General features: G+C 39.0%; 11 protein-coding genes. 2 read left to right on the forward strand and 9 right to left on the reverse strand.

Translation table 11 applies throughout. The features are described 5' to 3' along the window. A partial coding sequence (locus tag D0T85_RS22515; protein ID WP_203558452.1) for a hypothetical protein occupies positions 1–198 on the forward strand: 198 nt, incomplete at its 5' end. 177 nt (positions 199–375) lie between these two features. Here D0T85_RS22515 and D0T85_RS09985 read toward each other — a convergent pair. From D0T85_RS09985 to D0T85_RS10015, 7 genes are all read right to left on the reverse strand, one after another. Continuing rightward, positions 376–1,239 carry a phosphodiester glycosidase family protein gene (locus D0T85_RS09985; RefSeq protein ID WP_163212835.1) on the reverse strand — a complete coding sequence of 288 codons (864 nt, stop codon included), beginning with the start codon at positions 1,237–1,239 and terminating at the stop codon, positions 376–378. Next, positions 1,236–1,619: a LytTR family transcriptional regulator DNA-binding domain-containing protein gene (locus D0T85_RS09990; RefSeq protein WP_163212837.1), complete on the reverse strand. Its 384-nt coding sequence runs from the start codon at positions 1,617–1,619 to the stop codon at positions 1,236–1,238. Before D0T85_RS09990 ends, D0T85_RS09985 begins: the two co-directional genes overlap by 4 nt. Before the next feature lie 191 nt (positions 1,620–1,810). After that, positions 1,811–2,161 carry a four helix bundle protein gene (locus tag D0T85_RS09995; RefSeq protein ID WP_163212839.1) on the reverse strand — a complete coding sequence of 117 codons (351 nt, stop codon included), beginning with the start codon at positions 2,159–2,161 and terminating at the stop codon, positions 1,811–1,813. Positions 2,162–2,252: 91 nt separating this feature from the next. Further along, entirely contained in the window at positions 2,253–5,102 is a 2,850-nt protein-coding gene (gene gcvP, locus D0T85_RS10000) for an aminomethyl-transferring glycine dehydrogenase (protein ID WP_163212841.1), read from the reverse strand. 114 nt (positions 5,103–5,216) lie between these two features. Further along, the gene (locus D0T85_RS10005; RefSeq protein WP_163212843.1) at positions 5,217–5,855 is read right to left on the reverse strand and encodes an MBL fold metallo-hydrolase; all 639 of its coding nucleotides are present in this window, start codon (positions 5,853–5,855) and stop codon (positions 5,217–5,219) included. A 96-nt stretch (positions 5,856–5,951) separates the two neighbouring features. Then, complete coding sequence (rsmG, locus tag D0T85_RS10010; RefSeq protein ID WP_163212845.1) at positions 5,952–6,581, reverse strand: 16S rRNA (guanine(527)-N(7))-methyltransferase RsmG; 630 nt, start codon at positions 6,579–6,581, stop codon at positions 5,952–5,954. A gap of 4 nt (positions 6,582–6,585) precedes the next feature. Further along, a complete protein-coding gene (locus D0T85_RS10015; protein ID WP_163212847.1) occupies positions 6,586–7,446 on the reverse strand; it encodes an RsiV family protein in 861 nt (286 codons plus the stop codon). A 235-nt stretch (positions 7,447–7,681) separates the two neighbouring features. Here D0T85_RS10015 and D0T85_RS10020 point away from each other — a divergent pair, with 235 nt between their 5' ends. Then, positions 7,682–9,898, forward strand: a complete 2,217-nt coding sequence (locus D0T85_RS10020) for a TonB-dependent receptor domain-containing protein (protein ID WP_163212849.1) — start codon at positions 7,682–7,684, stop codon at positions 9,896–9,898. 9 nt (positions 9,899–9,907) lie between these two features. Here D0T85_RS10020 and D0T85_RS10025 read toward each other — a convergent pair whose 3' ends face one another. Both D0T85_RS10025 and D0T85_RS10030 read right to left on the reverse strand, forming a co-directional pair. Beyond that, positions 9,908–11,464, reverse strand: coding sequence for an ATP-binding protein (locus tag D0T85_RS10025; RefSeq protein ID WP_163212851.1), 1,557 nt, complete (start codon positions 11,462–11,464; stop codon positions 9,908–9,910). An 82-nt stretch (positions 11,465–11,546) separates the two neighbouring features. Then, entirely contained in the window at positions 11,547–13,769 is a 2,223-nt protein-coding gene (locus D0T85_RS10030; RefSeq protein WP_163212853.1) for a cation-translocating P-type ATPase, read from the reverse strand. Between the last annotated feature and the right edge of the window lie 252 nt (positions 13,770–14,021).

The following is a 14,021-nucleotide window of genomic DNA, read 5'->3' on the forward strand; positions in this document are numbered from 1 at the left end:
TATAGTTCTGAGGCTTGCATAAAATATTATATAAAAATTAAATGCAAAGATACAGAACAAGGAAAAGACAATATAGGCGACAAAGCGGAGACGCTTACAATGTACTTGTATGGCGCAACAGAATCAATGGTAACAGTATCTATTATAATTGTTTCTGTAACTTCTTCTACATCTGTGATTTCTGTGTTCGAAACATAAACAGTATCAGTACACGATACATAGAATGATACGGCTATAATAGCCAATAGGACAACGAAAATGTAAATGATCTTTTTCATGTTTTTCAATATTTTGAGGGTATAGAAATCCTTGTCCGTAACATTGCTGTTCGGTTTCAAACCTGTTAGATTTGCTTATTAATCTATGTGAGAATGATTATTCTTCGTTTCGCCAGATAATGTATGATATGTTTTCAGGCAGATCCGATAGTTGTTCGCCAAACTCCCGGCGGACGTGTTCTTTATTATAATACCAACCATACGCATCGCCACCTACCAGATAGATAGCATCTGTAACACCAACATCAATCAATGCCTGCGAAAAGTCGTGAAAAGATTCTTTTTGTTTGCTCTCTACCATTATAATCCGTTCGTTGCGTACAGCCAATGCCCGGCGAACGGATTTATTCTTCGGTTTGTTCTCAATCAGTTCGCCATTGTGTACCAAGGGATATTGGCGAAAGAATGAACCCTTACTGTCGATAACCTGCTGTAATAACGGAGTTGATTCGCCCAGTCCGATGGTTACTTTATTGTTTTCAATGGCACAAAAACCTTTCTTTGCCACGCCTCGCGCAAGTCTTTTGCCGGCGAGGACAAAATCACCTACAATCTGTTTATTGTCTCTACGAATGTCGGCAGCCATTGTAGCAAACAGGATGTCCGGATCTGTAACATCAGGCATTCCCAGTGCCAAAGACATGGTAAGTTTATGGGGTACATAAATCAATAGGGGAACATCATTAACTACCTCTTCTAGCACTTCAATATACCCATTTTCCACACTGCTTTGGATAGTATCTACAATAGATACCGATATACTCTGCTGGGTTTCTTCCGGTTCAAAGTAATAATCCGGCGTTTGTTCTTTATTTGAATAATAATAGAAAATGCTTCCAAGAATCAGTAAAACACATACCACAGCAAGTATCCATTTCCATGATTGTATTTTCTTTTTTCCTCCCTTTCCGGTTTCGGAACCAAGGATATAAACTTCGTTATCTTGTTTTTTATCTTTCATATTCCAATCCTCCTGCTTTTAATACTTTCCTCTAAAACCGATTTCAGTGCTTTGAGTGCTTCTTTAGATGCCGATAGTGTGAATTTATGGGCGAAGCTACTGTCGGAAAGGATTATTTGCTGTTTCGATACATTTACATAATAAATGTACCTGCCATTTATAATAAGACTTTTACCAAGTCGGATAAAAGTTTGTGCATCGGTACCAAGTTGTTGCTCAATCAGCCTTTCGAATGAAGCCAGATTGAATGAGAAAAGATGCTCATCTTTATCTATCAGGGTCATGGTAGAGTAATTGCCGTCCGACAGGATATAAACAATCCGGTCCGGCGATACCCGGACTACTTCGTTGCTGTTGGTTAATACTAGATACTTCGACATTCTTATTTGATTTGCTATTACAAAGATATGTCTTTTTCAATACTTCGTGTTATCTGTTTAACCGCATTTTATGAAATGTGTGGTTGGGTGTATGAAATGATGGGAATGGAGGATGAAATGGAAAAAGGCGCGAAAGCACGAAGGCGCGAAAGCACGAAAGCGCGAAAGGGGTGAACTTCATTATCGTGCTTTTATACTTTTTCACGCCTTGTTTTGATGAAGGAAGCAATTTTCGCAGAGAGTTGTTTTGCTTTGTCTAAGAGTTCATAAAACTCTTCAGTATTGATGTATTTAAGTTCTTTGGCAAGGTACAATTGTGTTCTTACTTCGCCACATGAACCTTTAGCTATGAAGAGAAATTGGATGAATTCTTTGTTGGTTTGTCGTTCAAAGCCTTCTGATATATTTGATGGAATTGATACGGAGGCCCGCTGTATTTGATCTTTAAAACCATAATCTCGACAGTCTTTCAAGGATCTATATATCTTAACAGTCAATCTCATCCCCTCTTTCCAAATTTCTAAATCTTCAAATGTGTTCATTGTTTTTATGAATAAAGGTACGAAAGTACAAAAGCGCGAAAGCACGAAACTTCACTTTCGCGCTTTCGTGCTTTCATTCTTTCGTGCTTATTTAAAGATTACCATATCTGGTAGTAAACAATTTCCTGTCGCCTAACGTATTATCTACGCGAGCTACATTAATCCAGAATTTGTTTTCTTTTACGGCTTCTGTTGGATAAGCTGCTTTTTCACGTGAATAAGGATGCGTCCACTCGTTTGCAACTACTTCGTATTCGGGGTGGGGAGAATTTACAAGTACATTATCTGCCTTATCGGCTGCACCTGTACGCACCTCTTCGATTTCGTTCCAGATAGTCATCATTACTTCAATGAAGTTATCCAGTTCAGCTAGTGATTCGCTTTCTGTTGGTTCAATCATTAAGGTACCATGAACAGGGAACGAAAGGGTAGGAGCGTGGTAGCCAAAGTCCATCAAACGTTTGGCAATATCGCTTTCGGTGATGCCAGTTTCTGCATTCAGTTTACGACATTCCAGAATCATTTCATGACCCACAAAGCCGTTTACGCCTCTGTAAACAACGCCGTAAGTATCATTCAAGCAGGCAGCCAGATAATTTGCACTCAGAATAGCAATTTGGGTAGCGCGGGTTAAACCTTCGGCGCCCATCATTTTAATATATCCATAAGTGATGGGAAGGATACCTGCACTTCCGTAAGGAGCAGCAGAAACTTCGTTTTGTGAGTTTCCAAAGAGTGGATGACCAGGTAAGAATGGTACCAGATGCTCAGCAACACAAATCGGGCCAACACCGGGGCCACCACCACCATGAGGTGAGGCAAATGTTTTATGCAGATTGAGGTGGCAAACGTCGGCTCCGATATATCCGGGACTGGTTAAGCCCACCTGCGCATTCATGTTGGCACCGTCCATATAAACCTGTGCTCCGCATTCATGAATGATTTCACATATTTCCCTGATATCCGTTTCAAAGATACCATGAGTAGAAGGATAAGTAATCATCAGGGCAGCCAGTTCGTCTTTATTGGCAATCGCTTTTTCGCGAAGGTCTTCCATGTTTACATTACCCTGTTCATCACAGGCACAGATCACAATTGAGTATCCTGCTTGTATAGCCGATGCTGGGTTTGTTCCGTGTGCCGATGAAGGAATGAGTACTTTGTTACGATGTCCCTGACCGATACTTTCCAGATAGGTGCGGATAACACGCAGTCCGGCATACTCGCCTGCTGCACCTGAGTTAGGTTGCAAACTCACTCCGGCAAATCCGGTTATGATTTCTAGTTCTTTGCTGAGATTGTGAATAAGTTCACGATAGCCCAATGCCTGATCTTCCGGAACAAGTGGATGGATATTCTGGAATTCGGCGCAACTCAACGGAAGCATTTCAGAAGCAGCATTCAGTTTCATAGTACAGGAACCAAGAGATATCATGCTATGTGCCAGTGAAATATCTTTCCGGTCAAGCCTCTTTATATAACGCATCATTTCGGTTTCGGTATGATATTTAGAGAAAACCTCATGAGTCATGTAAGCAGAAGTACGACGGAATTCTTTGTTGATAGTATTCTTTTCAGGGATTTCGGTAAGCTTTACAGCATCAATCTCTGCTGCAACCGAGAATATGGTAAGTAGTAAATTAGCATCGGCCAGTGTGGTTGTTTCATCGATACTGAAACCAACATCGCCATTATCAAAATAGCGTAGGTTAACTTCCTTAGCCAAAGCAATGGTTCTTATTTCCTGTGCCGATATGTTAGGAGGTAATACAAACCGCAATGTATCGAAGTATTGTTTATTAACCTGCGTGTATCCTATTTTAGTCAGGCTTTTTTCCAGTGCAGATGTAATAGAGTGAATACGTGAAGCAATTCCTTTAATTCCTTCTGCACCATGATATACAGCATAGAATCCGGCCATAGTTGCCAACAGTGCCTGCGAAGTACATATATTTGAAGTTGCTTTTTCTCTCTTAATATGTTGCTCACGGGTTTGAAGTGCCATTCTGTAACACAGTTTTCCCATTCTGTCTTTCGACAAGCCGATGATGCGTCCTGGCATATTGCGCTTGTATTCATCGCGGGTAGCAAAATATGCTGCCGACGGACCACCATAGAACAATGGAGTGCCTAAACGTTGTGTACTTCCGAAGGCAATATCAGCTCCCCACTCACCAGGAGGAACAAGTAGTGCCAGTGAAAGAATATCAGCAGCAACAGCTACTTTGCAGCCGGCTGTATGTGCATTTTCAACAAATGTACGGTAATCTTCAATGTTACCATTTGAATTTGGATATTGAAGTATAGCTGCATATATGTCTTCTGTCCATTCGCATTCGGTATATTTACCTACACGCAAAACAATTCCTTGTGGAATGGCGCGGGTATTCATTACAGCTAATGTTTGAGGGAAGATATTTTCATCCACAAACACTACATTGGCATTGCGTTTTTGCTGGTCGCGTGTACGAAGTGCATACATCATATTTACAGCTTCGGCTGCGGCAGTAGCTTCGTCAAGCAGGGAACAGTTGGATAATGGTAATGCAGTTAAATCACTTACAACAGTTTGAAAGTTCATTAATGCTTCTAGTCTTCCTTGTGAAACTTCGGCTTGATAAGGAGTATAAGAGGTGTACCAAACCGGATTTTCGAATACATTTCGTTGAATAACGGCAGGGGTAATGGTCCCATACCATCCCATACCTATATAAGAAGTGAATATTTTGTTCTTTTTAGCTAACTCGCCAATGTGTTTAGCAAAGGCATACTCGCTAAGAGCATTTTCTGTTAGTTTCATGGGCTCCTTGGGGCGGATATTAGCAGGAATGGTCTTTTCGATAAGTTCATCGAGGCTATTCACACAAATTCTTTTCAGCATTATGGCTTCTTCCTCAGGAGTAATGCCGATATGGCGATCAGCAAAAACGTCTGTTTTCATGTTTGTTGAATTTAAGTATTATTTTATAATTTGCCAATGTGATTAATTTGCCAATATGCTAATTATAAAAATGCACAGCCAATTGGCACATTGGCATATTTTCACATTAAAGTTTTATCTTAAAAATGGATTTTCCAGTTTCTCTGCTCCGATGGTTGTTGAACCTCCGTGTCCGGGATATACAATCGTTTCGTTGGGAAGAACCAGCAAGCGACTGCAAATGCCTTCGCGTAACTCATCAAAATTACCACCAGCCAAATCTGCACGTCCCACACTACCCTGAAACAGAACATCGCCCGAGAACATTACTCCATCGTTCTTTGAGTAGAATACAATACTTCCAGGTGAATGCCCCGGAACATGTATAGCTTCCAGTTGTGTGTTTCCGAAAGAAATAATATCTCCATCGCATATATATTTACCTAGTGGCACAGGGTCTTCGGGTAGTTTAAAACCAAATGATCGGGATTGTTGAGGGGCAGTTGCCAGCCAGAATTCATCGGCTTTGTTAGCTTCGGGAGATAGACCATATTCTTTCAGCATAAACGGATTGCCGAATATATGGTCAAGATGCAGATGCGTATTTAATACATGCTTTACCTTTAAATTATTCCCCTCGATATAACTTTTTAGCTTTTGTTTTTCTTCTTCGTAAAAGCAGCCTGGGTCTATTACCACTGCTTCCAGTGTTTCGTCTGATAGAACATAACAGTTCACAGGAAACATATTAAATTCGAATCTCTTTATTTTCATAAGAATAATGTGAAAATATGCCAATATGCAAATGTGCCAATTATGTGAAATGCGCAGCCAATTGGCATATTGGCATATTAGTTTATTGGCATATTGTTATATTGTTACATAAACTACTTTCTTTGTCTCGAAAAATGGCTCTGTGAAATCCTCACTCAATGAGTGAATGATTGTTTTGTTTTTAAAAGGTTTGGATTCATTTTCCAGTTCTCCCCCTTTTAAACATATCAAACCGTTGGGTATTGGATTTCGTTGTTCACTGGAAACATTCTTTCGGATAATCTTAATAAGATCGGTTAAAGGCATAACAGCACGGCTTACAACAAAGTCGAATTTTCCTTTTTCCTCTTCTGCCCGTGCATGGCGCGAAGTTAGATTCTTCAAACCAATGGCCGAGGAAACTTCGTTTACAACTTTAATTTTCTTTCCGATACTATCTACCAAATGAAACGAAACTTCAGGAAATAAGATAGCCAGTGGTATTCCGGGGAAACCGCCACCAGTGCCCAAATCCATTATTTGAGTACCGGGTTTAAAACTAATAAATTTGGCAATACCAAGCGAATGAAGCACATGATGCTCGTATAGATTAACAATATCCTTGCGGGAAATCACATTGATTTTAGCATTCCAATCTACATACAAATCATACAGTGCATTAAATTGTGCTTGTTGTTCTTCGGATAGTGAAGGAAAATAACGGGTGATAATTTCTGCTGACGACATCTTATTATTTGCTTTTTTGTAATGCCGATATAATTTTAACATCTTTCATTAAATGGGCAATTGCGCCATAAGAAAGCTTTATTTCTACCGAACCAGTTGAATAGGGGGCAATTTCGTATACATTATAAAAGAATACGATTCCCGTTTTGTCTACATAAAAGTTTTCTGTTGGTGTAAGGTCACCAGTAAGACCATAACCTATATCTTCAAGTTCTTCGCGCGAAGAAACTTTGTTGTCTTTCATCAACTGCTCCCACAAAAGTTGGGTTAGTGCATCCGAGTAATCTTCAATAAAGAGATCGTCCAGTGTGATGAGATCCCTGTTTTTCAGGTCGATATTGAGAAAATTAGTATGCTCTATTTTATCAGCTCCGCCTGTGTATTCGTTAAATTCAACACAGTAAACCAACAGGTCTCCCTGATACAATTGAATATGACTGTGGATGTTTTGGTAATAATCGTACCAGGAGGCAATTATCTCTTGATCTTCCCGGTTGTTTACTTTCTTATCTTCGATAAACATGGGTTCCATATCCATCCTGTATTCGGCAGTATAGGCTTCCGAATAGCTCTTAACTACAGTAGCCATATCTGTATCTATATATTCTTCATCAAAACAGATTGAAATGAAATGGTCATTCAGGTAAGTTAATAAAGAGTCATCATTCGATTTAGAAACATATTCAAAGTCAATAATCAGCTTAGCTCCCGGTTTGGTAGTATCGCCAAATAAATGTGCAGCTTCATTTTGTTGTATGTTACTAAATTCCAAGGCTCCTCTCTTATTCATCTTGTTATCACAAGAACTATAAAAAGTTCCTGCAGCTATTAGAAAAGCCAACAAACTTACATATTGTTTTTTCATATAGGTTTTATATTAAAATTCATCACTTTGTTTCAATATTTTTATCCACAAATATAAAACATAATTAGGTAACTGTACCAATAAAAAAGGAAAATATTAGAAAACAGAATTTAAACCCGTTATCTTTGCAGGCGTTTTTAGCCTGCATTATTCATATTCAAGAATGGAAGTAGTTAAAGGGAGTTATCAGGAGCTTTGCTCCTTAGGAGTTATAGTGTTCCATAATTATTAAATAATGAGAAAGAAAGTATTATCAACAGCATATTTACTGATTGTTTTTTCATTGGTCTGCAAAGCGCAGGTGCATGGTTTTGTAAAAGATGGTGAGGGTACACCTCTGCCGGGTGCAAATCTTATCTGGATGAATACCGGTTCTGGTGTAACCAGTAATGAAAAGGGGGCTTTCTCTTTAGATAAACCCCGGAACTCCGGTCCACTCGTTGTTAGCTTTATTGGATATGATAATGATACTATAACCGTTGCGGATAAAGATGCTTTTCTGGAAATAATCTTAGGCGAAGGATTGGAACTGTCGGAAGTAAGTGTAACTGCCCGCCGATTGGGTATTATGAAGTTACGAAGCAGCGTTATGAACGAAGATATGATAACCAGTGCCGAATTAAGCAGGGCTGCCTGTTGCAATCTGGGTGAAAGCTTTGTAACGAATCCATCGGTAGATGTAAGCTATTCGGATGCAGCAACTGGTGCCAAACAAATTAAGCTACTTGGACTTTCGGGTACGTATGTTCAGATGCTTACCGAAAACATTCCTAATTACCGAGGGGCGGCTTCGCCCTATTCACTGGGATATGTACCTGGCCCCTGGATGCAAAGCATACAGGTATCTAAAGGAACTTCGTCTGTAAAGAACGGATACGAAGCTATTGCCGGACAAATAAATGTAGAATATAAGAAACCTCAAACAGCCGATGTAGTTTCGGCCAATCTGTTTGCATCTTCTACCAATCGTTTTGAAGCAAATGCTGATGCTTCTTTACGTTTATCTCCCCGTTGGAGCACAATGTTACTTGCTCATTATGAAAATGAGACGAAAGCACACGATTCTAACAATGATGGTTTTGCTGATATTCCACAGGTGGAACAAGGAAGTATCTGGAACCGATGGGCATATATGGGCGATAATTATGTGTTTCAGGCAGGTATAAAAGCGTTAATCGAAGAAAGAAGGAGCGGTCAGGTTGATCATAAAGGCATGATGAGCAATAACCCTTATCTGATAAATATAAATACCAACAGGTACGAAGCATTCACCAAAAATGCCTATATCTTTAATAAGGAAAAAAATACTAATCTGGCTCTTATTCTTTCCGGAACATTTCATGATCAGGATGCTGGTTATGGAAATAAGTTATATGAGGTTGAGGAAACAAATGTATATGCTTCGTTACTCTTCGAAACAGAACTTTCAAAACGTCATAGTTTATCCACAGGTCTCAGCTATAATTATGATGGTTTTAATCAGGAATATCGACTGGGCAATAATTTGGATATGCCTGTGAAGAATAAACCCAATGAATCAGTAACAGGGGCTTATGCACAATATACTTTTAATTATCAGAATAAGCTTATCTTGATGGCCGGATTACGTGGAGATTATAGTGATGAGTATGATTTCTTTGTTACTCCCCGGGCTCATATTAAGTACAATCCTAATGAGTTTATAAATTTCCGCTTGTCGGCAGGTAAGGGGTATAGAACAAATCATATTCTGGCCGAAAACAATTATCTGATGGCTAGCAGCCGGTCCATAAAAATTACGGATAAACCTGTTCAGGAAGAGGCATGGAACTACGGGGCCAGTGTTGCCACTTATCTTACTATATTCGATAAAACATTGAATCTCAATGCTGAATACTTCTATACAGATTTCAAAAAGCAGATTGTAGTTGATATGGACACCAATCCGTATGAAGTTTCGTTCGTTAATCTGGATGGTAAATCTTATTCGCATGTTTTTCAGGTTGAAGCATCTTATCCTTTCTTCGACGGTTTTTCTTTAACAGCCGCCTACAGACTTAGTAACGTAAAATCGACCTATAATGGCAAACTTCTTGAAAAACCTCTAACAAGTAAGTATAAAGGATTACTAACAGCCTCTTATCAAACTCCGTTGGGATTGTGGCAGTTCGATGCTACTTTACAATTAAATGGTGGTGGAAGAATGCCAAATCCTTATTTATTAGATGACGGAACTGCTTCATGGAAGGAACGTTACGGATCCTTCGAACAGGTTAGCGCTCAGGTTACCCGTTATTTCCGCCGGGGCTCTGTGTATGTAGGCGGAGAGAATCTAACTAACTTCAAACAAAAGAATCCCATTATCAGTGCTTCTGATCCTTGGGGAAAGAATTTTGATTCAACTATGATTTGGGGACCCATGCATGGGACTAAATTTTATATTGGGGTAAGGTTTAATCTGGAAAGGGATTAATGAATAGTACTATTCAACTATATATTCATTAATATTTCTTTTTTCTGTGCTAAAATCTACTCCAATCTTAACCACCTGGCGGTTATCTACAATATAGGGAATTAAGTATCCTTTTTCATTAATTTGTTCAATAGCCTGCCGGGCTGTTCCGTTCAGTTTAAATTCGAACACATAAATATGTTCTTTGGTTTTTACCACAGCATCGGCTCGTCCGCGAGCACTACGTACTTCGGCATCAATGAATTGTCCCATTAGCTTGAAGATCAAGTAAAATACTACCTGATAATGACGTTCGGTACGTTCGTTGAGTTCATAGGGGAAGTCTGCAAAAAATGCTTGAAGCCGATGCATGAACGATGGAACGTCGCCACTACGTAGCTCTTTTACAAAATGCATAATATGGAAACCGGTTTCATTATCAGTAACCGGGGTGTAAAACGGTATCAGGAAATTCAAAAAGCCATACCGCACTTCATCGTTTGGGAATCGGAGTGTGTATATTTTAAAGCTTTTATCATAATTTTTAATTGTGAGATAACCGCTTTGATAAATCATAGGTAGCGGATTATTTGCTTCAGCTCGATATTCGGAGAATCCGGTTATGCCCACTTCAACACCATCTATCAGGGTGCGTAGATCGTAATTGCTCTCTTTTAACAAATCAACCAGATAGGTTGGGGTTCCGGTTTGAAACCAGAAGTGTTCAAAACTGCGCGACTTCAATGCGTTAAGCACACTGAAAGGATTGAACATGCCAGGCCCCTTGTAGTGAAAATGATACCCATCGTATTGCCGGGTCATCGTATCAATGGTTTCTTGCAATGACAGTTCATTACTTGTGGCCATAACTTCCAGTTCGGGCATAAAAGTAGCAGTCAGTTCATCTGAGGTTATGCCACAAATGGCAGCATAATCTTCCCACATGCTAATATCTTGCAATTGATTTAAATCACTAAATACACTAACATGTGCAAATTTGGTAACTCCGGTGAGAAATACAAACTTCAGATAGCGGTCGGAACTTTTCAGAACTCCATAAAAAGCTTTCAGCGTTTTTCGTAACTCGTCAGAGAGTGATTCGTTCAGTATGGTTTGTAGTAATGGTTTGTCGTATTCATCAATCAATACAACTACCTGAGTATTAGTTTGTTCAGCGGCACGGCGAATAATACCAGCAAAACGGGTAGATAACGAATCTTCACCTTCCGAACCGTATTGTTTTTCCCATTGTACCAAATAGCTTTCCAAGATAGTATTTAAACGCTCAACCGAATCATACTTTTCAGCATTTAAATCCAAATGTAATACGGGATACTTTTTCCATTCTTTTTCTAATTTGGAAATAGCCAATCCCTCGAAAAGGTCCTTTTTTCCTTCAAAATAAGCTTCGAATGTGGAAATAAGTAAACTTTTACCAAACCTACGAGGGCGGCTCAGGAAGTACGGTTTACCACCATTGGCAATTTCCCATACAAGTGCGGTTTTATCTACATAAAGATAATCACCAGTACGTATATCTTCAAAACTTTGTATTCCAATAGGTAATTTCCGGTTGATAGTATTCATAATACATTGCATTTAAATACAAATGTAATTGAAAAAGAAGAATTAAACAAACCTATTATTCTTAATTCAAGAATGGAAGGAGTTAATTGGAGTTATAGAAGTTAAAGCTTTTTAGTCGCAAACTATTTGTTACCACACTTACACTGCTAAGCGCCATGGCAGCTCCGGCAATCATTGGATTTAAAAGGAAACCATTTATGGGATAAAGGATTCCGGCAGCTAGCGGTACACCAATTAAATTATAAATAAACGCCCAGAAAAGATTTTGTTTAATTGTTTTAACTGTGAGTTTAGATAAATGAATAGCCTCCGGTATCTTGGTAAGATCGGAAGATATGATTGTCATTTTTGCCACATCCATAGCAATATCACTTCCTTTTCCCATGGCTATACTTAAATCTGCCTGAGCCAGAGCTGCGCTATCATTTATACCATCGCCAACCATAGCAACGGTTTTACCGTTCTTTTGAAGTTCTTTCACAAAATCGGCTTTTTCATTAGGAAGTACCTCAGCCTTATAATGTTTGATACCAGCTTTGGTTGCTATTTCCCGTGCGGTTGCTTCGTTATCACCAGTAAGCATATAGACATTTATGCCCGATGCCTGTAAATTGGTAATTGCTTTTATGGATGTTTCTTTAATAGAATCTATTATACCAGCCACAGCAAGAGCTTTCGAACTATCAGCAAACCATATTACGGTTTTTTGTTCACCAGACAAACGTTTGGATGCTATGCGTAAACTATTATCAATCGTGATGTTCTGTTCTTCAAGCAGTTTGCTGTTTCCTGCATAGTAATCAATCCCATTGTACTGTCCTTTTATTCCTTTTCCGGTTATGCTTTTGAAGTTGTTTATTGAAACCGGAGAAACACTACTAAAATAATTTACTACAGCATCGGCTAGCGGGTGTTCCGATAACTTTTCCAGACTTAAAAATACTTCTTTATCATATTCCTTATTTCCCAGCCACACCATATCCAACACTAATGGCTTGCCTTCGGTTATGGTTCCAGTCTTGTCGAGTACTATGGTATCCACCTTTCTGGCGGTTTCAAGGCTTTCCGCATCTTTTATCAGAATACCTTTTTCGGCTCCTTTGCCAATACCTACCATAATAGCAGTGGGGGTTGCCAAACCAAGTGCACATGGACAGGCAATAACCAACACAGTAACCATGGCTAGCAGTCCGTGGGTAAATCCGGATACAGGATCTAACAACAACCATATTATAAATGATAAAACAGCTATCCCAATGATTACCGGAACAAATATGGCAGCAATTTTATCAACCAGCTTTTGTACAGGCGCTTTACTTCCCTGTGCATCCTGAACCATACGGATGATATGTGCCAACATTGTTTCGGCTCCAATTTTTTCGGCTTTAAAAAGAAAACTGCCTTTCTGATTGATGGTACCGGCATATACTTTTGTATTCTTTTCTTTCAGTACAGGTACAGGTTCACCACTAAGCATACTTTCGTCTACATAAGAAGTTCCTTCAATAACCGAACCGTCGACTGCAATTTTTTCGCCTGGCTTCACAACAATTATGTCATCTATCTTTATTTCGCTGATGGAAACTTCCTGCTGTTCTCCTTTCTCATTCATAATAGTTACACTTTGAGGTTGAAGTCCCATTAGCTTTTTTATTGCCGACGACGTATTTCCTTTGGCTTTCTCCTCAAGCAATCGGCCTAAGAGGATAAATGCAATTATTACACTCGCTGCCTCAAAATAAACATGTGGATGAATGCCTTTAGATAACCAGAATTGCGGAAACAGCATATTGAAAAGACTGAATATGTATGCTATTCCAGTACTGAGTGCAACCAGAGTGTCCATGTTTGCTGAACGATGCTTCAGTTGTTTCCATGCATTAATGAAGAAGTCTCTTCCCAGCCAGAAAACCACCGGGGTAGATAGTATCCACATAATTGGGTTTGCATACGGCATATCCATGAATAGCATCCCAATAATAACAATGGGTACGGAAAAGATGATTGCCCATAGAGTCCGTTTCTTCAATTGATTATATTTTTCCGAATGTACTTCATCTACTTCATCAGCGTCAATGTTATCTATAATAAGATTATAACCGGCATCTTGTATTACTTTCTTTAAAATTTCGGGTGAAGTTTTAGTTGGATTGTATTCAACAGATGTAGTAGCCGCCGCATAATTAACAGATGCTTCCAGTACACCTTCTTGCTTGTTCAAGGTTTTATCTATCTTACTGGCACATGCAGCACAACCCATATCCAATACAGGAAAAACTCTTTTTATTGTTCTATCTTTAGCCATATTATGTACAATTAGTTTGTATTGCAAAGAACGGTACAAAAGCACCTTTTTGCATTACATAATTATGGATTTGTTTTATAGAATTTCTGAGAGTTTTGTATCATGCTTGTGGTACAAAAGTGCCACGCTTGTGATACAAAAGTATCTTAGTAGTGATACTTTTGTACCACGCTGGTTGGTACTTTTTTCTCATGCTTAAAATAATGGTGATACTTTTTTCTCAGCCTTAAAAAAGTGGTGGTACTGTAATTT

The organism is Bacteroides sp. 519, from assembly GCF_010500955.1.
GTDB lineage: Bacteria > Bacteroidota > Bacteroidia > Bacteroidales > Bacteroidaceae > Bacteroides.

What these genes read in the sequence shown, in the direction of transcription:
- D0T85_RS09985 (WP_163212835.1), bottom strand. Translation starts at nt 1,239, where the DNA reads ATGAAAGATAAAAAACAAGATAACGAAGTTTATATCCTTGGTTCCGAA.
- D0T85_RS09990 (WP_163212837.1), bottom strand. Translation starts at nt 1,619, where the DNA reads ATGTCGAAGTATCTAGTATTAACCAACAGCAACGAAGTAGTCCGGGTA.
- D0T85_RS09995 (WP_163212839.1), bottom strand. Translation starts at nt 2,161, where the DNA reads ATGAACACATTTGAAGATTTAGAAATTTGGAAAGAGGGGATGAGATTG.
- gcvP (WP_163212841.1), bottom strand. Translation starts at nt 5,102, where the DNA reads ATGAAAACAGACGTTTTTGCTGATCGCCATATCGGCATTACTCCTGAG.
- D0T85_RS10005 (WP_163212843.1), bottom strand. Translation starts at nt 5,855, where the DNA reads ATGAAAATAAAGAGATTCGAATTTAATATGTTTCCTGTGAACTGTTAT.
- rsmG (WP_163212845.1), bottom strand. Translation starts at nt 6,581, where the DNA reads ATGTCGTCAGCAGAAATTATCACCCGTTATTTTCCTTCACTATCCGAA.
- D0T85_RS10015 (WP_163212847.1), bottom strand. Translation starts at nt 7,446, where the DNA reads ATGAAAAAACAATATGTAAGTTTGTTGGCTTTTCTAATAGCTGCAGGA.
- D0T85_RS10020 (WP_163212849.1), top strand. Translation starts at nt 7,682, where the DNA reads ATGAGAAAGAAAGTATTATCAACAGCATATTTACTGATTGTTTTTTCA.
- D0T85_RS10025 (WP_163212851.1), bottom strand. Translation starts at nt 11,464, where the DNA reads ATGAATACTATCAACCGGAAATTACCTATTGGAATACAAAGTTTTGAA.
- D0T85_RS10030 (WP_163212853.1), bottom strand. Translation starts at nt 13,769, where the DNA reads ATGGCTAAAGATAGAACAATAAAAAGAGTTTTTCCTGTATTGGATATG.